General features: G+C 69.8%; 18 protein-coding genes and 1 rRNA gene. 4 read left to right on the top strand and 15 right to left on the bottom strand.

The features are described 5' to 3' along the window. Positions 1 to 32: 32 nt before the first annotated feature. From ABZT17_RS42240 to ABZT17_RS42220, 5 genes are all read right to left on the bottom strand, one after another. Positions 33 to 1,736, bottom strand: coding sequence for a bifunctional uroporphyrinogen-III C-methyltransferase/uroporphyrinogen-III synthase (locus ABZT17_RS42240; RefSeq protein ID WP_356357491.1), 1,704 nt, complete (start codon positions 1,734 to 1,736; stop codon positions 33 to 35). Next, positions 1,733 to 2,692 (bottom strand): hydroxymethylbilane synthase, encoded by a 960-nt coding sequence (gene hemC, locus ABZT17_RS42235; RefSeq protein WP_356357490.1) that lies wholly within the window; start codon positions 2,690 to 2,692, stop codon positions 1,733 to 1,735. The genes ABZT17_RS42240 and hemC overlap by 4 nt, the downstream gene beginning before the upstream one ends. Beyond that, positions 2,689 to 4,428: a glutamyl-tRNA reductase gene (locus ABZT17_RS42230; RefSeq protein WP_356357489.1), complete on the bottom strand. Its 1,740-nt coding sequence runs from the start codon at positions 4,426 to 4,428 to the stop codon at positions 2,689 to 2,691. The genes hemC and ABZT17_RS42230 overlap by 4 nt, the downstream gene beginning before the upstream one ends. Continuing rightward, complete coding sequence (locus ABZT17_RS42225; RefSeq protein ID WP_356357488.1) at positions 4,425 to 5,192, bottom strand: redox-sensing transcriptional repressor Rex; 768 nt, start codon at positions 5,190 to 5,192, stop codon at positions 4,425 to 4,427. The genes ABZT17_RS42230 and ABZT17_RS42225 overlap by 4 nt, the downstream gene beginning before the upstream one ends. 248 nt (positions 5,193 to 5,440) lie before the next feature. Continuing rightward, positions 5,441 to 5,722, bottom strand: coding sequence for a glutaredoxin family protein (locus ABZT17_RS42220; protein ID WP_356357487.1), 282 nt, complete (start codon positions 5,720 to 5,722; stop codon positions 5,441 to 5,443). 94 nt (positions 5,723 to 5,816) lie between these two features. Between ABZT17_RS42220 and ABZT17_RS42215 the strand changes: the two genes are divergently transcribed. The 3 genes from ABZT17_RS42215 (at position 5,817) to ABZT17_RS42205 (ending at position 9,301) form a co-directional block, all read left to right on the top strand. Continuing rightward, positions 5,817 to 6,728, top strand: coding sequence for an HAD-IB family hydrolase (locus ABZT17_RS42215; RefSeq protein WP_356357486.1), 912 nt, complete (start codon positions 5,817 to 5,819; stop codon positions 6,726 to 6,728). Positions 6,729 to 7,048: 320 nt separating this feature from the next. Further along, positions 7,049 to 7,828 (top strand): ECF subfamily RNA polymerase sigma factor, BldN family, encoded by a 780-nt coding sequence (locus tag ABZT17_RS42210; RefSeq protein ID WP_356357485.1) that lies wholly within the window; start codon positions 7,049 to 7,051, stop codon positions 7,826 to 7,828. Between the two features lie 243 nt (positions 7,829 to 8,071). Continuing rightward, positions 8,072 to 9,301, top strand: coding sequence for a DUF5667 domain-containing protein (locus ABZT17_RS42205; protein ID WP_356357484.1), 1,230 nt, complete (start codon positions 8,072 to 8,074; stop codon positions 9,299 to 9,301). Between the two features lie 86 nt (positions 9,302 to 9,387). On the opposite strand, the gene ABZT17_RS42200 is transcribed toward ABZT17_RS42205, so the two are convergent. From ABZT17_RS42200 to ABZT17_RS42180, 5 genes are all read right to left on the bottom strand, one after another. Then, positions 9,388 to 10,443, bottom strand: coding sequence for a lysophospholipid acyltransferase family protein (locus ABZT17_RS42200; protein ID WP_356357483.1), 1,056 nt, complete (start codon positions 10,441 to 10,443; stop codon positions 9,388 to 9,390). Between the two features lie 14 nt (positions 10,444 to 10,457). Continuing rightward, on the bottom strand, positions 10,458 to 11,519 hold the full coding sequence (locus tag ABZT17_RS42195; protein WP_356357482.1) for an NAD-dependent epimerase/dehydratase family protein: 1,062 nt from the start codon (positions 11,517 to 11,519) through the stop codon (positions 10,458 to 10,460). 303 nt (positions 11,520 to 11,822) lie between these two features. Continuing rightward, on the bottom strand, positions 11,823 to 11,921 hold the full coding sequence (locus ABZT17_RS42190; protein ID WP_003948845.1) for an AURKAIP1/COX24 domain-containing protein: 99 nt from the start codon (positions 11,919 to 11,921) through the stop codon (positions 11,823 to 11,825). Positions 11,922 to 12,075: 154 nt separating this feature from the next. Then, positions 12,076 to 12,285, bottom strand: a complete 210-nt coding sequence (locus ABZT17_RS42185; protein ID WP_016437488.1) for a helix-turn-helix domain-containing protein — start codon at positions 12,283 to 12,285, stop codon at positions 12,076 to 12,078. 129 nt (positions 12,286 to 12,414) lie between these two features. Beyond that, a complete protein-coding gene (locus ABZT17_RS42180) occupies positions 12,415 to 13,230 on the bottom strand; it encodes a phosphatase (protein ID WP_356357481.1) in 816 nt (271 codons plus the stop codon). 218 nt (positions 13,231 to 13,448) lie between these two features. Between ABZT17_RS42180 and ABZT17_RS42175 the strand changes: the two genes are divergently transcribed. Continuing rightward, complete coding sequence (locus ABZT17_RS42175; RefSeq protein WP_356357480.1) at positions 13,449 to 13,889, top strand: hypothetical protein; 441 nt, start codon at positions 13,449 to 13,451, stop codon at positions 13,887 to 13,889. A 64-nt stretch (positions 13,890 to 13,953) separates the two neighbouring features. Here ABZT17_RS42175 and ABZT17_RS42170 read toward each other — a convergent pair whose 3' ends face one another. The 5 genes from ABZT17_RS42170 to rrf form a co-directional block, all read right to left on the bottom strand. Beyond that, entirely contained in the window at positions 13,954 to 15,126 is a 1,173-nt protein-coding gene (locus tag ABZT17_RS42170; RefSeq protein ID WP_356357479.1) for an acetoin utilization protein AcuC, read from the bottom strand. Continuing rightward, on the bottom strand, positions 15,077 to 16,297 hold the full coding sequence (locus tag ABZT17_RS42165) for an MFS transporter (protein WP_356357478.1): 1,221 nt from the start codon (positions 16,295 to 16,297) through the stop codon (positions 15,077 to 15,079). Before ABZT17_RS42165 ends, ABZT17_RS42170 begins: the two co-directional genes overlap by 50 nt. 103 nt (positions 16,298 to 16,400) lie before the next feature. Beyond that, a complete protein-coding gene (locus ABZT17_RS42160; RefSeq protein WP_356357477.1) occupies positions 16,401 to 17,102 on the bottom strand; it encodes a VC0807 family protein in 702 nt (233 codons plus the stop codon). Between the two features lie 69 nt (positions 17,103 to 17,171). Continuing rightward, positions 17,172 to 17,816 (bottom strand): HAD family hydrolase, encoded by a 645-nt coding sequence (locus ABZT17_RS42155; RefSeq protein ID WP_356357476.1) that lies wholly within the window; start codon positions 17,814 to 17,816, stop codon positions 17,172 to 17,174. Between the two features lie 60 nt (positions 17,817 to 17,876). Next, positions 17,877 to 17,993 (bottom strand): 5S ribosomal RNA (gene rrf / locus ABZT17_RS42150). Between the last annotated feature and the right edge of the window lie 72 nt (positions 17,994 to 18,065).

Below are 18,065 nucleotides of genomic sequence, written 5' to 3'. Positions count from 1 at the left end.
GGTGCGGCCCTCAGCCGCACCCCCGCCGCACCTCAGGTCGTACGCCGCCGCCGTGCCCCCGGCCGCCGCTCGCTCGGCCGTGTCACCGCGTCCCCGGCCTCCATGGCGGCGGCCCGCCGCTTCAGACCGAAGTCGGCCAGCGCCTCCGCCAGCTTCTGCACCGACGGCTCCGGAGCCATGACATCGACCCGCAGCCCGTGCTCCTCCGCCGTCTTGGCGGTCGCCGGGCCGATGCAGGCGATGACGGTCACGTTGTGCGGCTTGCCCGCGATACCCACCAGGTTGCGCACCGTGGACGACGACGTGAAGAGCACGGCGTCGAACCCGCCCCCCTTGATCGCCTCCCGGGTCTCCGCCGGCGGCGGCGAGGCACGGACCGTCCGGTAGGCCGTCACGTCGTCGACCTCCCAGCCCAGCTCGATCAGCCCGGCGACCAAGGTCTCCGTGGCGATGTCCGCACGCGGCAGGAACACCCGGTCGATCGGGTCGAACACCGGGTCGTACGGCGGCCAGTCCTCCAGCAGCCCGGCGGCGGACTGCTCCCCGCTCGGCACCAGGTCCGGCTTCACACCGAAGGCGACCAGCGCCTTGGCGGTCTGTTCCCCCACCGCGGCGACCTTGATCCCCGCGAAGGCCCGCGCGTCGAGCCCGTACTCCTCGAACTTCTCCCGGACGGCCTTCACCGCGTTGACCGACGTGAAGGCGATCCACTCGTACCGCCCGGTCACCAGACCCTTGACGGCACGTTCCATCTGCTGGGGCGTCCGCGGCGGCTCGACGGCGATCGTCGGGACCTCGTGCGGTACGGCCCCGTAGGACCGCAGCTGGTCGGAGAGCGACACCGCCTGCTCCTTCGTACGCGGCACGAGGACCTTCCAGCCGAACAGCGGCTTGGACTCGAACCACGACAGCTGGTCGCGCTGTGCGGCGGAGGAACGCTCACCGACCACCACTATCACCGGCCGGCCGCCCTCCGGCGAGGGCAGCACCTTGGCCTGCTTCAGCGTCTGGGCGATGGTCCCGAGGGTCGCGGTCCAGGTGCGCTGACGCGTGGTCGTGCCGGCCACGGTCACGGTGATCGGCGTATCGGGCTTACGTCCGGCGGACACCAGTTCGCCCGCGGCGGCGCCGACGGAGTCCAGCGTCGTGGAGACCACCACGGTCCCGTCCGACGCGCCCACCTCCGTCCAGCACCGGTCGGAGGCGGTACGGGCGTCCACGAAGCGGACGTCCGCGCCCTGGGCGTCCCGCAGCGGGACACCGGCGTACGCGGGCACGCCGACGGCCGCGGCGACACCGGGCACGACCTCGAAGGAGAGACCCGCGCGAGCGCAGGCCAGCATCTCCTCGGCGGCGTAGGCGTCCAGGCCGGGGTCACCGGAGACCGCACGGACGACCCGCCTGCCGCCCCGCGCGGCCTCCATGACAAGATGTGCGGCATCCCGTACCGCGGGGACCCCAGCGGTTGTTGACGAGCCGTCAACAACCGCCAGCTGAGGTGTGCCCGTGCCCGGAAGCGGGTCCGACGAAGGACCCCCGTCCGTGTGCACCTCGGCGACGCCGTGTCTGGCGTGCTGACGCACCACGTCGAGCACGTCGTGCTCGGCGACCAGGACGTCCGCGTTCGCCAGCGCCTCCACGGCGCGCAGAGTCAGCAGTCCCGGATCCCCGGGTCCGGCACCCAGGAAGGTGACGTGCCCGTGATCGAGGCCGGTGGGAAGGGTGGTGGGGCTCACTGTGCTCGCTCCCCCATCAGACCGGCCGCGCCCTGGGCAAGCATCTCGGCAGCGAGTTCGCGACCGAGCGCCGTCGCCTGGTCGTGTGTCTCGGGCACGGGACCGGTGGTGGACAGCTGCACCGTACGCGAACCGTCGGTCGTGCCGACTATCCCGCGCAGGCGCATTTCCTTGACGATCTGCCCGTCGGCCAGAAGGTCGGCCAGCGCGCCCACAGGGGCGCTGCAGCCGGCCTCCAGGGCGGCGAGCAGTGACCGCTCGGCGGTCACGGCGGCCCGGGTGAACGGGTCGTCGAGTTCCCCGAGCGCGGCGATCAGCTCCGCGTCGTCCGCGGCGCACTCGATCGCCAGTGCCCCCTGGCCGGGGGCGGGCAGAACGGTGTCGACCGACAGGAAGTCGGTCACGTCGTCGATCCGCCCGAGGCGGCTGAGTCCTGCGGCGGCGAGGACCACGGCGTCCAGCCCGCCTTCGCGCACATACCCGATCCGGGTGTCGACGTTCCCCCGGATCGGCACGGTCTCGATGTCCAGCCCATGGCTCAGCGCATACGCGTTGAGCTGGGCCGTCCGCCGCGGCGAACCGGTCCCGATCCTGGCCCCCCTGGGCAGGTCGGTGAACTTCAGCGCGTCCCGGGCGACGATGACGTCCCTCGGGTCCTCACGCTCCGGTACGGCGGCGAGCACGAGGTCCTCGGGCTGCGTGGTGGGCAGGTCCTTCAGCGAATGAACCGCGAAGTCGACCTCACCCCGCAGCAGCGCCTCCCGCAGCGCGGTCACGAAGACCCCCGTGCCGCCGATCTGCGCGAGGTGCTCACGGGACGTGTCGCCGTAGGTGGTGATCTCGACGAGCTCGACGGGCCGTCCGGTCACCTGGCTCACGGCGTCCGCGACTTGCCCGGACTGGGCCATGGCGAGTCTGCTTCGCCTGGTCCCGAGCCTCAGTGCCTTGCTACTCATGCTGGCCCTCGGTTCTTGCTGTTCTCAGATTCGTCGTCGGCGCCGTCGGCGCGGGAGACGGCGGCGACCGCTTCCTGGTCGAGGTCAAACAGGGTGCGCAGGGCATCGGCGTACCCCGCGCCGCCCGGCTCGGCGGCGAGCTGCTTGACCCGCACGGTCGGGGCGTGCAGCAACTTGTCCACGACCCGCTTCACGGTCTGCGTGATCTCGGCCCGGTGCTTGTCGTCGAGCCCGGGAAGCCGCCCTTCGAGCCGCGCGATCTCATGGGCCACGACATCCGCGGCCATGGTCCGCAGCGCCACCACGGTCGGCGTGATGTGGGCCGCCCTGAGCGCGGCCCCGAACGCGGCGACCTCGTCGGCCACGATCCGTCGCACCTGGTCGACGTCGGCGACCATCGGCGCATCCGCACTGGCCTCGGCCAACGACTCGATGTCCACGAGCCGCACCCCGCCGATCCGATGCACGGCGGCGTCGATGTCCCGGGGCATGGCGAGGTCGAGCAGAAAGAGCACAGGCGCAGGCCGAGCCGCCTCAACGACCGCCGCGGGCTTACGACGCTCGGGAATCCGCATCCCGGAGGAGGCAAGCGCGGCAAGCGCGACGATGGCCTCGGCCTCCTCGGCCACCGACTTGGCTTCCTGCGGCCGAGGAGCGTTGTCCACCCAGGCCGCATGCTGCTCGAGCTCGGCGGCCCCCATCCCGGCCACGGCGGCTTCCCCGAGGACGGAGAAACCGGCGGTGGCGGAAAGGGAGGGCAGATCGAGCGGACAGTTTTCCTCGCCGCCCTCATGGTCTGCGGGCAGTCGTGCCGCTTGGGCGGCTCCCGACCCGAAGCGAGACGGCACCCCGCCGGCGCGGGCGGGCGAACCCACCCCCGCACCCGCGTCCGGCACCCGCCCCGAAACCGCCGCCCCAACCGCGTCCGCGCTCAGCACGAGCCCGGTCGCACCCGTACAAGACACCACAACATCGGCACGTGTCAGCTCGCCCGGCACCGCGTCCATCGGTACCGCCCGGGCCACCACGTCCAGGTCGCCGGCGTCATTGAGTATCTCGGCGAGCCGGTCGGCCCGATCGGCGGTCCGGTTGGCGATCACCACCTCGTCCACCCCGGCCCGGGCCAGGGTCGCCGCGGCCAGCGAGGACATCGACCCGGCCCCGATGACGAGCGCCTTCTTGCCGCGAGCCCATTCCTCGGCATCGCCGCCGGCGGCGAGCTGCTCCAGCCCGAAGGTGACCAGCGACTGTCCGGCCCGGTCGATCCCGGTCTCGGAGTGAGCCCGCTTGCCGACCCGCAGAGCCTGCTGGAAGAGGTCGTTCAGCAGCCGCCCGGCGGTGTGCAGGTCCTGCGCCTTGGCCAGCGAGTCCTTGATCTGCCCGAGGATCTGGCCCTCGCCGACGACCATCGAGTCGAGCCCGCACGCCACCGAGAACAGATGGTGGACCGCACGGTCCTCGTAGTGGACGTAGAGATACGGCGTGAGCTCGTCCAGTCCCACCCCGCTGTGCTGGGCGAGCAGCGTGGACAGCTCGGCGACACCGGCGTGGAACTTGTCCACGTCGGCGTACAGCTCGATGCGGTTGCAGGTGGCCAGCACCGCGGCCTCCGCGGCCGGCTCCGCGGCGACCGTGTCCTGCAACAGCTTGACCTGCGCGTCCGCGCCCAGCGCGGCCCGCTCCAGGATGCTGACCGGGGCGCTGCGATGGCTCAGCCCGACGACGAGGAGACTCATGCCGGCATCACGGCGGGTACGTCCCCGTCGGGCCCCTGCTCGGCGGACTCCTTGTGCGCGGCGGCGACCGGCCCGGAACCGTCGGCTCCGGCGGCGCTCTCCTCGCCGGCCTTGCGCTGTTCGTGGAAGGCGAGGATCTGCAGCTCGATGGAGAGGTCGACCTTCCGTACGTCGACACCGTCCGGGACGGTCAGCACGGTCGGCGCGAAGTTCAGGATGGAGGTGACCCCGGCGGCCACGAGCCGGTCGCAGACCGGCTGGGCGGCTCCGGCGGGGGTCGCGATCACGCCGATGCTCACACCGTTGTCCTCGATGATCTTCTCGAGGTCGTCGCTGTGCTGCACGGGGATGCCCGCGACCGGCTTGCCGGCCATCGCCGGGTCGGCGTCGATGAGAGCCGCGACCCGGAAGCCGCGGGAGGCGAACCCGCCGTAATTGGCCAGCGCGGCGCCGAGATTGCCGATACCGACGATGACGACCGGCCAGTCCTGGGTGAGCCCCAGCTCGCGGGAGATCTGGTAGACGAGGTACTCGACGTCGTAGCCGACCCCGCGGGTCCCGTACGACCCCAGGTACGAGAAGTCCTTGCGCAGCTTCGCGGAGTTGACCCCCGCGGCGGCGGCGAGTTCCTCGGACGACACCGTGGGTACCGAGCGCTCCGACAGCGCGGTCAGGGCTCGTAGGTACAGCGGAAGCCTGGCGACGGTGGCCTCGGGAATCCCTCGGCTACGGGTCGCCGGTCGGTGAGTTCGGCCAGTTGCCACGGTGCTCCTGCGGGTAGAGCGGGGCTGTAGGCGGTCACACGTACCCGGACCGCCCCGTCGACAGCAGGCTATGTCTTTGTGAACGCGTGCACAAAGATGGTGTCCGTTTTGCCCGGCCAACGTGACCGGGGTCACGCACACACGTCTCAGGCGTATCCCTGGGGGCAAAACCGACACACTCCTAGTGAATCCCGCCCCCCAAGACCAGACCGCCACCGATCCTAAGCGACGTCCCGTACGGCCTTGTACTACTCGGTCAGTTCTTTGCGGAGGCGACCCTCGTCCACCCGCCAGAAGGTGTGTTGCCTGCCGTCGACGAGTACCACCGGGATCTGCTCCCAGTACTCGTCGTACAACTCCTTGTCCTGGTTGATGTCCTTCTCCTCCCAGGGGACGCCGAGTTCGGCGCAGACCTTCTCCACCACCGCCCGCGCGTCCTCGCACAGATGACAGTCGGACTTGCCTACGAGAGTGACCAATCGCTCATACGGGGCGGACTTGCGCCGGAAGATGGGAGCCATGTCGGCCATTGTCCCGCCTGTTTAACGACGCGGTCGCGGAGAGTTCACAGCCTCCAAACCTCTCGACTCCGGAAGCTCCGAACAAACTGGCTATGCTCACGACATGGCCGCTCTCGGATGGCTCACTCCCCGTAGGCGCTCCGCCACGGCGCGAAGCGTGTTGGCAGGCGAGGCCTCGGCGGAGGCAGCGCGCAAGTCGTCGCAGGACGTCCCGCCGGAGGAACCGGAGTTCCCGGTGCTCGGCGACGACAGGGCAGCCGCCTTCTTCGACCTCGACAACACCGTGATGCAGGGCGCCTCCCTGTTCCACTTCGGCCGTGGCCTGTACAAGCGGAAGTTCTTCGAGACCCGCGACCTGGCCCGATTCGCCTGGCAGCAGGCGTGGTTCCGGCTGGCCGGCTCCGAGGACCCGGAACACATGCAGGAGGCCCGCGACTCGGCCCTCTCCATCGTCAAGGGCCACCGCGTCGCCGAACTCCAGTCGATCGGCGAGGAGATCTACGACGAGTACATGGCCGAGCGCATCTGGCCCGGCACCCGCGCCCTCGCCCAGGCCCACCTGGACGCGGGCCAGAAGGTGTGGCTGGTCACGGCCGCACCGGTGGAGATCGCGCAGGTCATCGCCCGCCGGCTCGGCCTGACGGGCGCCCTCGGCACGGTCGCCGAATCGGTGGACGGCGTCTACACGGGCAAGCTCGTGGGCGAACCCCTCCACGGCCCCGCGAAGGCGGAGGCGGTCCGGGCCCTCGCGGCGGCCGAGGGCCTCGACCTGACCCGCTGCGCCGCCTACAGCGACAGCCACAACGACATCCCCATGCTGTCCCTGGTGGGCCACCCCTACGCCATCAACCCGGACACCAAGCTCCGCAAACACGCGCGGCAACTGGACTGGCGCCTACGGGACTACAGGACCGGCCGCAAGGCCGCGAAGGTGGGCATCCCGGCGGCAGCGGGCGTGGGCGCGGTCGCCGGAGGTACCGCGGCGGCCATCGCGCTGCATCGCCGCCGCCGCTAGAGCCGCGGAACACGCGCGCCCGAAATACAAGGCGTACCCCCCGAATCGCCCTCTCAGTCCTCTTGTCGGCGCACAGCCACAACACGCCCCGGACCCGACCGAAACTCGATCCCATCTGATCAACAACCGGTCACCCTCCGGCACTTCACCATGCCTCATTCGGTTACAGAAGCGACGTAATCGAAGTTTTGAGCAACTCGGTGTAGCAGCGCCTGCACGAAGCGTTATTCTCCTCAGACGCAAACCGGTACCCCTCCGTCGCTACGACGGGTGAACGGTCCCGCACTGCACGTGATGGAAGCTCTGCCTCTGGGAGTCCCGTGTACCCACACGTCGGGGTTGACGCCTCGGGCCTGGCTACGCTGCGCGCAACGGTCCAAGACCTGTTGCGCGGCTTCGTCCCCACCGCGTACGCCGTCCCCGTCCTCGCCGTAGCCACAGCCGCCCCCGCCGGCCCGTGCTACGCCCTCGCCGAGGGCAGCGCCGCCGTCGGCAGAAGGGGCCGCACGACCGGCGCCGCCACCACCGCCCGCCGTCCCGCGGCGGACAGTGACAGCGCCCGGATGATGGACCTGGTCGAGCGCGCCCAGGCCGGCGAGCCCGACGCCTTCGGACGCCTCTACGACCAGTACAGCGACACCGTCTACCGGTACATCTATTACCGCGTGGGCGGAAAGGCCACCGCCGAGGACCTCACCAGCGAGACGTTCCTGCGCGCATTGCGCCGTATCGGCACGTTCACCTGGCAGGGCCGCGACTTCGGTGCCTGGCTGGTCACGATCGCGCGCAACCTGGTCGCCGACCACTTCAAGTCGAGCCGCTTCCGGCTGGAAGTGACCACCGGCGAGATGCTCGACGCCAACGAGGTCGAGCGCTCGCCGGAGGACTCCGTCCTGGAGTCCCTGTCGAACGCCGCGCTGCTGGACGCCGTACGCCGGCTCAACCCCCAGCAGCAGGAGTGCGTGACCCTGCGCTTCCTGCAGGGGCTCTCCGTCGCCGAGACCGCGCGCGTGATGGGCAAGAACGAGGGCGCCATCAAGACGCTCCAGTACCGGGCCGTCCGCACCCTCGCCCGCCTCCTGCCGGAAGACGCGCGCTGAGCCGACCCCGGCCGCAGCCCTCAGTGACGTCCAACTCACCGTCAGTGAAAGTCCGTTGACTTCCCGATCCGATCATCCGTCGTCCGTAACCCAAGTGCCGCGCCACTCGTTGTGCGGGATGCAGGCTCCCTGTGGTCACTCCCTGGCCGTCTCCGATCACCCGATCGTGTGGATGCGTCCGGGGCGTGCAACCCTCAGGACCCCCTGGGGAGTCGACCGTGATGACGAGAGGAGGTGCCGCCAGTGATCGCGAACGTATCGGCGCACCGGCGGGCGAACGCCTTCGCCCAGGCCCTGGACGAGCAGCCCGACCGGGACACGGCGGCCGAGCAGTCCGAAGGACCACCGCCGACCCCGCCCGGTGCGGCACGACCGGAGCAGGCCGAGCTGTTGGCCCTCGTGGTCGACCTCGGCGCGCTGCCCAGGCCGGAGCTGGACCCCGAGGTCAAGGTCGTCCAGCGGGCCCAGCTGGTGGCCGCGTTCGAGGCCATGCTGCAGGAGGGCACCGGCGGCGAGGTGGCGGACCCTTCGGTACCGGAGCAGCGGTCCCACCGCTCCCGGGGCACACACCGGGCGAGCCCGCTGGGCAAGCTGCGACCGCGTTCCCGGCTGACCAAGGGCCTCGCCGCGGGCGGCCTCAGCGTCGGTGTCGCCGCGGGCGCCTTCGGCGGAGTCGCCGCCGCCAGCTCGGACGCGCTGCCCGGTGACTCGCTCTACGGCCTCAAGCGCGGTATCGAGGACTTCAAGCTCAACTACCTCACCGACGGCGCCGACCAGCAGGGCCAGGCCTATCTGGACCTCGCCTCGACCCGGTTCAACGAGGCCCGCCGGCTGCTCGACCGAGGCCGCGGCGGCCATCTCGACCACGAGTCGGTCGGCGAGATCCGCCGCACCCTGTCGGGCATGACCCACGACGCCTCCGAGGGCCACCGCCTGCTGCACGAGGCGTACGAGCGCGATCCGAACTCGCTGGGCCCCATCCAGGCCCTCTCCGCCTTCTCCCGCTCGCACCGCGAGGCCTGGGGCGCCCTGCGCGAGAAGCTCCCGGTCCAGCTCGGGGACGTCAGCCAGGAGGTCTCCTCGGTCTTCGACGCCATAGACGAAGAGGTCGCCCCGCTGCAGTCCCTGCTGCCCCAGCCCCCGGCCCAGGGCGGCGGCTCCGACAGCAGGCACGGCTCGGGCACGGCGCCGACCGGCACCTCCGGCTCCGACCACGGCTCGACCCACCCCGGCGCGGGCGACGGCACCTCCGAGGGCGGCCGCTCCGCCGACCCCAGCAAGTCGGCCTCCAGCGGCAACGAGGGCCTGCTCGGCGGCAACACCGGCGGCCTGCTCGACCCGCCCAAGACGAGCGGCACCGCCTCCCCGTCCACCAGCAGCTCCCCGTCCGCCAACTCGGACGTCACCATCCCCCCCTTGCTCCCGGGCCTCCTGCCCGGCCTGGGCATCGAGGGCGAGAACTCGAGCTCGTAGACAGAACGGCACAACACCAAGGGGGCGCCCCTCCCACCAGGGCCGCCCCCACCGCCGTACCCGCACACACCCTGGGGACGGACCCCCTAGAAGAACACCGACCGCCGCTGCACCAACAGCTTGTACAGGGTGTGCTGGATCTGTTCCCTCACCTGGTCCGTGAGGTTGAACATCAGCATCGGGTCCTCGGCCGCCTCCGGCGGATACCCGTCCGTGAGAATCGGCTCGCCGAACTGGATCGTCCACTTCGTGGGGAGCGGGATCGCACCCAGGGGCCCCAGCCACGGAAAGGTCGGCGTCAGCGGGAAGTACGGGAAGCCCAGGACACGCGCGAGGGTCTTCGCGTTGCCGATCATCGGGTAGATCTCCTCCGCGCCCACGATCGAGCACGGGATGATCGGCGTACCCTTGCGCAGGGCCGTGGAGACGAAGCCGCCGCGGCCGAAACGCTGGAGCTTGTAGCGCTCGGAGAAGGGCTTGCCGATGCCCTTGAAGCCCTCCGGCATCACGCCGACCAACTCACCCTGTCCGAGGAGACGTTCGGCGTCCTCCGCGCACGCCAGGGTGTGCCCCAGCTTGCGGGCCAGCTCGTTGACGACCGGCAGCATGAAGACCAGGTCGGCGGCGAGGAGACGGAGATGCCGGCCGGCCGGATGGTTGTCGTGGACGGCGACCTGCATCATCAGGCCGTCCATCGGGAGGGTCCCCGAGTGGTTGGCGACGATCAGCGCGCCGCCCTCGGACGGGATGTTCTCGACGCCCTTCACATCGACCCGGAAGTACTTCTCGTACACCGGCCGCAGCAGGGACATCAGAACCTGGTCGGTCAGCTCCTCGTCGTAACCGAAGTCGTCGACCTCGTAGTCACCGGTGAGCCGGCGGCGCAGGAAGTCCAGCCCGTGCGCGATACGCCGCTCCAGGCCACCCTCGTCCTGCGGCCTCTCGGGCTGCTGCTCCTCACGCGTCACGGGAACATCATCCTGCGCGGACGCCCTGCTGGGCAGGGGCTGGACGTCGCCGACCAGCACGGGTTCGGAGGTGGTCTTGCGCCGGCTCCCCGCGCCACGGCGCCGCGGCGGCCGCTGCACGGCGCTCCCGCGGGACCGGTCGTCGTCGAACGGAATGACCTTGGCATCCGCCATCGTTGATGCGCTCCTCAGTTGGCGCTCTGCGTCGGGGGGTGGCCCCCGCCCAGGGCGGGCAGTGCGGCGATCCGCTCGACGGCCCCCGAGAGGGCCTCCGGCGGCAGCAGCCCGGGGCCATGGCTGCGGGCGAAGTCCGCGAAGGTCTCGGCCGTCGTGTACTTGGGCCGGAACCCGAGCGTCTCGCGCATCTGCTGGGTCGCCACGACCCGGCCATGGGTGAGCAGCCGGATCTGCTCGGGCGAGAAGTCGGTCACGCCCAGCGTGCGCACCAGCGAACCGGCCCAGTTCACGGCAGGCAGCAGCAGCGGCACGGTCGGCTTCCCGAGCCGCCGCGAGCACTGCGACAGCAGCAGGACGCCGTCGCCGGCGATGTTGAAGGTGCCGCTGTTGAGCGTGCCCCGCTCCGGTTCGTGCGAGGCGATCCGCAGCACCTCCATCACGTCGTCCTCGTGCACGAACTGCAGCCGCGGGTCGTAGCCGAACACGGTCGGCAGGAACGGCAGCGCGAAGTACGAGGCGAGCGGGGTGTCCGCGGCGGGCCCCAGGATGTTGGCGAACCGCAGCACACAGACGGCCACATCGGGCCGCCGGCGCGCGAAGCCCCGTACATACCCCTCGACCTCGACCGTGTCCTTGGCGAACCCGCCGGAGGGCAGCGACTTGGGCGGGGTGGTCTCCGTGAACACGGCCGGATCGCGGGGCGCGGAGCCGTAGACGTTCGTACTGGACTTCACCACCAGCCGCTCGACCGTCGGCGACTTCTGGCAGGCGCCGAGCAGCTGCATGGTGCCGATGACATTGGTCTCCTTGACCGTGGTCCGGCTGCCACTGCCGAGCGCCATCGCCGTCACGTCCAGGTGTACGACCGTGTCGGCGCCCGTCTCGGCGAGCACCCGGGCGATACCGGGCTGCCGGATGTCGGCCTGGATGAACTCGGCGCCCCCGAGATGGTGCTCGGGAGGGATCGCGTCCACGCCGATCACCCGGTCCACCTGCGGGTCACGCTGGATCCGTCGTACGAACCGGCCCCCCAGCCTGCGGGCCACTCCGGTCACGAGCACGACCTTGCCCAAGATCAGCGCCTTCCTTCGAGACGGTCCGAACAGTCGTAGCCTGCCGTGTTCCCCGTGTGTGGCCAACTTAGCGGGTCGATGTTGCGCTGTGATGACCGCCCAATGCACGAAGTGACGACATACACAGACGTACGATCAGACCAGGCCATGTGAAAGCCGTATACGTATGCACGGAGCCCGCGAAGCGAGTCCCCGCCTATCGCGCCCCGCCAATCGAGGCCTTGCCGATCGAGCGGCGAATGCGTGTGGCCCCCCACCGCTGCGGTGGGGGGCCACAAACACGCTTGCTTTCGCCGCGTCGCCTTACTTCTTGTTACGACGCTGAACGCGCGTGCGCTTGAGCAGCTTGCGGTGCTTCTTCTTAGCCATCCGCTTGCGCCGCTTCTTGATAACAGAGCCCACGACTACCCTCGCTCACTTCTCATCACTCGGTGCTGGGCGCCGGGGCCCATACGACCTACGAGGGGCCAGCCTACCCGTCCGAGCGCTGAGGTCGTAATCGAGGAGTCGGGGGAGATCCCTGAAGTGCCCTGAGGATCCCCCCGGACCACGGTCGTCAGGCGGTTTCCACCCCCACATAGCTTTCACGGAGGTACTCATGAACCGCGTTCTCGGGGACGCGGAAGGACCGCCCCACCCGGATCGCGGGCAGATGACCGCTGTGCACCAAGCGGTACACGGTCATCTTCGACACTCGCATCACCGAGGCGACCTCCGCCACGGTAAGGAACTGAACCTCGCTCAGAGGCCTCTGCTCAGCAGCCATGACACACCTGAACCTTCCGCACTCGACGGCCACCGGCTTCCCCTTCCGGTGACTCTTCGTCGCTGCGTGCTCACTCCCCAATGTAGGGGCGGGTGATGCGAGTGGGGAAGAGGTGCACCCATCGGCGGCCTACTGTGACAGACACGCTCGATTGAGTACGTAGCGGGTAAGCGGCCGGTAGTAATCAGACCGCACAGCGTCATCAAGTGGAACGACTACGGACACGACCCCCTCAGCCTCCCCCACAAAGAGCGCTGGGTCATCAGTATCCGCCAGACCAATGGCCTCAAACCCCAGCTGACCTGCTCCGCAGACCCACCCGTGGTCCCCGATGACAAGGTCGGGCAGCGGCCCGCCGGCCTCCGCGGCCGCGGCCAGCGCGAACCGAACCGGGAGCGGCGAATGCGTGTGCACGCCGGTCGCACAACCGGGGCTCGACGTCCCCGGTTCGCGGACGAGCGCGACTCGTTGTACGTACTCAAGGTTGTACGTGCGTAGACCGAACCGGGTCACTATGTCGACACAGCGACCATGCGCCGGGGTGAGGACGGTACATCCCGCCGCCGACAGCGCGTCCGCAAGCGCGGCGTAGAACCCGAGCAGACGGTGCGGATGGCCGGTGCCGAGGAGCACGGACGCGCCGCTCTGGGCCGCAGCGGCGAGCCGCTCCGCGAAGGCGTCCAGGGCGGTCAACGTCCGCTCTGGATCGATCACATCATGACCCGAAACATGCTGCGGATCGGACGAAACTCCACACTTGTCCGCCATCAGTTCGATCAGGTCCCGCTGATCCCATGTCCATTCGGGATCGAGTCCGATCAGCACACGGGGGTCGCGCGCGGCGAAGAGCCGATAGCTCCGCAGGCTCTCCTCACGGGACGTGGCGACCGGCCCCGCGAGACGGGCCGCCAGGAGATGAGCGCGCAGGGCTCCGGTGCTCAACACGTCTGCGATGGTGACGGACCCGGACGAGCGCGGCCACACGAACGGGCAAACACCGCACAGTTGGCGTAACGCCCCCTGTGACACCGGTGACGGAACAGCGACACAACAGCCCACAACTGTCCGGGCGGCCGCCAGGTCTCATCTTGCGAGTGGTCCACACAGGACACCGACGCACACCAAGACGTCATCGCACACCAAGACATCAACGGGGGAACACCATGAAGCAGATCCGCCGCAAGGCAGTCACCGCCGGCGCCCTCGCCGTCCTCGCCCTGGGCGGCACGCTCGCCGCGACCACGCCGGCCTCCGCGGCCACGGCGGGTGCCTACAACGGCGCCTGCGGCACCGGATTCCGGGTCGTCGCGTCGACTCCGATCAAGTCGTCCCAGTCCACGGTCATCGGCACCACCTACGTCACCTACAGCACCGGCGCCGCCCAGCTGTGCGCCGTGACCGTGCGCAACAACCCCGGCAAGCGCATGTTCATGGAGGTCACGCTCGACACCTGGCCGACCGGCAACGCTCCGGCCAAGGACTACGGCTCCTACACCAGCTACGCGGGCCCGGTGTACAAGGACGAGCCCAAGGCCGGTGAGTGCATGAACTGGAGCGGCACGATCGACATCTACTACAACTCGGACATCAGCATCTGCTCCTGATCCAGCTGCCCCTGATCCAGCTGCTCCAGATCCGACGGGGAGGTTTGCCGGCGGGGCCTCCGGGTCACGCCAGCAGGCCCCGCAGCGGGAACACCGCCCGCCGAGTCGCCAGCACCGCCTGGTCCAGCCGGTCCGCGGGGTCGTAGCCCGCCTCCCACCCGGCGTAGGACACGGGCCACCGCCCGTCCGTCATCCGGGCCGGCGCCAACTGCCGTGTCCGTGCGAAGACTTCCTGCCGCCAGCCCTCCGGGATCACCGTCTCCGGCGCGATCTCCCGCCCCGCGGCGATCGCCACGAGATGTGTCCACGACCGCGGCACGACCTCCACCACGGCGTACCCGCCACCGCCCAACGCGATCCACCGCCCGTCGGCGTACTCGTGCGCCAGCTCATGGCAGGCGACCTGGACGGCCCGCTGCGCGTCCAGCGACACCGCGAGATGCGCGAGCGGGTCCTCGAAGTGGGTGTCGGCGCCGTGCTGGGTCACCAGCACCTGCGGCCGGAAATCGGCGACGAGTTCCGGCACCACGGCGTGGAACGCCCGCAGCCAGCCCGCGTCCCCGGTCCCGGCGGGCAGCGCGAGGTTCACCGCCGACCCCTCGGCCGCCTCCGCCCCGGTCTCCTCCGGCCAGCCGGTCTGCGGGAACAGCGTCCGCGGATGCTCGTGCAGCGAGACGGTCAGCACACGCGGGTCCTCCCAGAAGGCGGCCTGTACGCCGTCCCCGTGATGGACGTCCACGTCGATGTAGGCGACCCGCTCGGCGCCCAGCTCCAGCAGCCGCGCGATGGCGAGCGAGGCGTCGTTGTAGATGCAGAACCCGGACGCGCCTCCCGGCATCGCGTGGTGCAGCCCGCCCGCGAAGTTCACGGCGTGCAGGGCCTCCCCGCGCCACACGGCCTCCGCGGCGCCCACCGACTGCCCCGCGATCATCGCGGACACCTCGTGCATACCGGCGAACGCGGGATCGTCCATGGTCCCGATCCCGTACGCCCCCCGGGCGGCCTCCGGGTCCATCGAGGCCGCCTTCACGGCCTCGATGTAGTCCTGCCGGTGGACGAGCCGCAGCGTCGACTCCCCGGCGGGCTTCGCCGCCACCACCTCGACGTCCTTGTCCAGCCCGAAGGCATCGACAAGACGCCGGGTCAGCGCGAGCCGGACCGGATCCATCGGATGGTCCGGACCGAAGTCATAGCCCGTTACTGCCTCGTCCCACATCAGCTGTGCGCGGCCGCTCATGCCCGCCACCGTATCGGTCCGACGAGGGCGCGAACGAGCGGGCGTACACCAGGGTCACCAGCACCAACACCATCGGCACGAGCATGGCCCCGCGATAGCTCCAGGCGTCGCCCAGAGCACCGACGAGCGGCGAGCCGATCAGGAACCCGACGTAGTTGAAGACGTTCAGCCGGGCCACGGCCGCATCGGACGCGTTCGGGAACAGCCGCCCGGCCGCGGCGAAGGTCTGCGGCACCAGCACGCACAACCCCAGGCCCAGCAACGTGAACCCGAGCATGCCGACCCACGCCCCCGGCGCCAGGGCCACCACCGCGAACCCGAGCGCCGCCACCAGCGCCCCCAGCCGCACCACCGCGACGGCCCCGAACCGCCGTACGCCCGTGTCCCCCAGCGACCGCCCGAGCAGTGTGGTCACCATGTACACGTTGTACGGCACGGTGGACAGCTGCTCCGAGCTGCCGAGCACGTCCTTCAGGTACTTCGCGCTCCAGTTGGAGACGGTCGAGTCGCCGATGTAGGCGAAGGTCATGACGAGGCAGAGCGGCAGCAGCAGCTTGAAGACGATGCCCTGCCCCTGGGCTGCACCCGCCTCCTGCTCCTGGGCGGTGGAGGCGTCCCCGTCGACATACCAGCGGCTCGCCACCAGCGCGGCCGGCAGCAGCACCGCCACGACCGGCAGGTACAGCACCCACAGCGCGAGATGCCAGTGCGCGCCGACCCAGGCCAGCGAGGCCCCGAAGATGCCGCCCAGGCTGAACGCGGCATGGAAGCTGAGCATGATGCTGCGCCCGTACGCCCGCTGGAGGCTCACACCGAGCATGTTCATCGAGGCGTCGAGGCCACCCACGGCGAGCCCGAACGCAGCGAGCGCCACGCCCAGCTCGAGCAGCTGGTCGCCCGACCCGACGCCGACCAGAGCCAGCATCACCACGGGCTGGAGGCAGCGCAGCAGCAGACTGGGCCGTATTCGCTTCACCAGTTGCTCGGTCGTCACGCTGCCGACACCGGCCAGGATCGGCACCGCGGCCAGGAAGGCCGGCAGGAGCGCGTCGGAGACGCCGTACCGGTCCTGGATGGCCGGGATACGGGTCACCAGAAGGGCGAAGGTGGCGCCCTGAACGAGGAAACTGAACGCCAAAGAGGCCCTACCGCGCCGCAGCACATCTGTCATGGCGGCGAGCGTAGGGCCCCTGGCTACCCCTGGGTAGATCCAGCCAAAGATGAATTTCCTTCAGCTTTACCTTCGGTGCCACTTCGGTGCCACTTCGGTGCCTTCAGGCGGCGACAGCGACCTCGGGAACCACGGTGGCGTCGGCGGCGGTCACCTCGACGGTGATCATCCGCGCCATCGGCTCGGCGGCGACCTTACGGCTGACGACGAGGGCCAGCGTGATCGTGCCCGCGAGGATGAGCGACCCGAGCCAGACCATGGTGTCGACGGGCACCGTGTACGCCCCGACGATCCGCGCGACGCACTCCCCGAGCAGCGCCACACCCCACACCACCGAGAACACCCGCTCCAGCCGCCGGAACGCGGCCGACCCGACCGCCAGCCGCTCCCAGGCGGCCTCCCTCGCCACGTCGCCCCGCGTCAGGAAGGGCTTGAACCCCTCGGTCATCATCGGCCGGCCCATCGCCACCGACACGAGGACGGCGATCCCGATCACGCTGCTGACCCCGCTGTCCTTGGCGAGCATCAGCCGCGGGTCACCCGAGAGGAAACTCAGCGCCAACGACACCACGTTCACCACCAGGATGAGCGCGGCGAGCGCGTTCGCCTTCCGCTCCCTCACAGCGCTCCACACGGTCCGCACGGCAGGCACCACACTGCTCAGCGCGAGGGCGGCGAAGGTGCCGGCGCCGAACGCGTCCCTGAAGAGGTAGTACGACCCGACAGGCACCGCCACGTCCACGATCAGCGGCCCGAAGGTGCTCTGCTTGTTCGCCTTGTCGCTGTTGCTCGTCTTCGTCGTCATGCCCTCAGCCTGCCGCCCGGCACCCCCTGGCCAGTAGAAACGATCGTCCGGAGCTCGGGATGACAAATGTCAGTGCAGCAGCCCTGACAACTCCCCCATGGACGAGAAGAGTTGCGTCGCCCCGGTGAGCCGCTCGGCAGGCGTCATGGCCGTGAAGCCGTAGACGTCCATTCCAGCTGCGAAAGCCGCCCGCACTCCCAGCGGCGAGTCCTCCACCACCACACACCGCTCCGGCGCGACCCCCATCCGTTCGGCCGCGTACAGGAAGAGATCGGGCGCCGGCTTCCCCCGCCCCACGTCCTCGGAGCTGAAGATCCGCCCCTCCCCGAACCACCGGTCGAGACCGGTCGTCCGATGCCCGACCCGAATCCGCTCATGACTCCCGGAAGAGGCGACACAGTACGGCACCCCGCTCGCCACCAGCTCCTCCAGCACATCGGTGGCCCCGGCCACGGCCTTCAGCTCCCGCTGGAACGCGGCGAACACCCGCGCATGGAAGACATCGTCGAAGTCCGCCGGCAATCGCCGCCCGGTCCGCTCCAGGACGAGCTCATGGACCCGGTGCATGGCGGCACCCATGTAGTCCCGTATCGAGTCCTCGTACGACGTCGGGTGCCCCAGCTCGGTGAGGTAGGCGGCCAGCAGCTGGTTGGAGATGGGCTCGCTGTCGACGAGTACGCCGTCGTTGTCGAAGATGACGAGGTCATAGCGCATACGGCTGAGCATAAACGCAGAAAGGCCCACGCCAATTGGCGTGGGCCTTTCTCAATGATTGTTCGGCGGCGTCCTACTCTCCCACAGGGTCCCCCCTGCAGTACCATCGGCGCTGTAAGGCTTAGCTTCCGGGTTCGGAATGTAACCGGGCGTTTCCCTCACGCTATAACCACCGAAACACTATGAAGCTGTCAACCGGAACACGACACGGTCGTTGCCTCAGAACTAACACAGTGGACGCGAGCAACT

The organism is Streptomyces sp. NPDC005648 (assembly GCF_040605395.1).
In the GTDB taxonomy this organism is placed as follows: domain Bacteria; phylum Actinomycetota; class Actinomycetes; order Streptomycetales; family Streptomycetaceae; genus Streptomyces.
This window is presented reverse-complemented; position numbering and strand designations above follow the sequence as displayed.

Coding starts and splice junctions, on each gene's coding strand:
- ABZT17_RS42175 (WP_356357480.1), top strand. CDS start 13,449: ATGAAGCAGATCCGCCGCAAGGCAGTCACCGCCGGCGCCCTCGCCGTC.
- ABZT17_RS42220 (WP_356357487.1), bottom strand. CDS start 5,722: ATGGCCGACATGGCTCCCATCTTCCGGCGCAAGTCCGCCCCGTATGAG.
- ABZT17_RS42170 (WP_356357479.1), bottom strand. CDS start 15,126: ATGAGCGGCCGCGCACAGCTGATGTGGGACGAGGCAGTAACGGGCTAT.
- hemC (WP_356357490.1), bottom strand. CDS start 2,692: ATGAGTAGCAAGGCACTGAGGCTCGGGACCAGGCGAAGCAGACTCGCC.
- ABZT17_RS42165 (WP_356357478.1), bottom strand. CDS start 16,297: ATGACAGATGTGCTGCGGCGCGGTAGGGCCTCTTTGGCGTTCAGTTTC.
- ABZT17_RS42160 (WP_356357477.1), bottom strand. CDS start 17,102: ATGACGACGAAGACGAGCAACAGCGACAAGGCGAACAAGCAGAGCACC.
- ABZT17_RS42155 (WP_356357476.1), bottom strand. CDS start 17,816: ATGCGCTATGACCTCGTCATCTTCGACAACGACGGCGTACTCGTCGAC.
- ABZT17_RS42200 (WP_356357483.1), bottom strand. CDS start 10,443: ATGGCGGATGCCAAGGTCATTCCGTTCGACGACGACCGGTCCCGCGGG.
- ABZT17_RS42215 (WP_356357486.1), top strand. CDS start 5,817: ATGGCCGCTCTCGGATGGCTCACTCCCCGTAGGCGCTCCGCCACGGCG.
- ABZT17_RS42185 (WP_016437488.1), bottom strand. CDS start 12,285: ATGGCTGCTGAGCAGAGGCCTCTGAGCGAGGTTCAGTTCCTTACCGTG.
- ABZT17_RS42230 (WP_356357489.1), bottom strand. CDS start 4,428: ATGAGTCTCCTCGTCGTCGGGCTGAGCCATCGCAGCGCCCCGGTCAGC.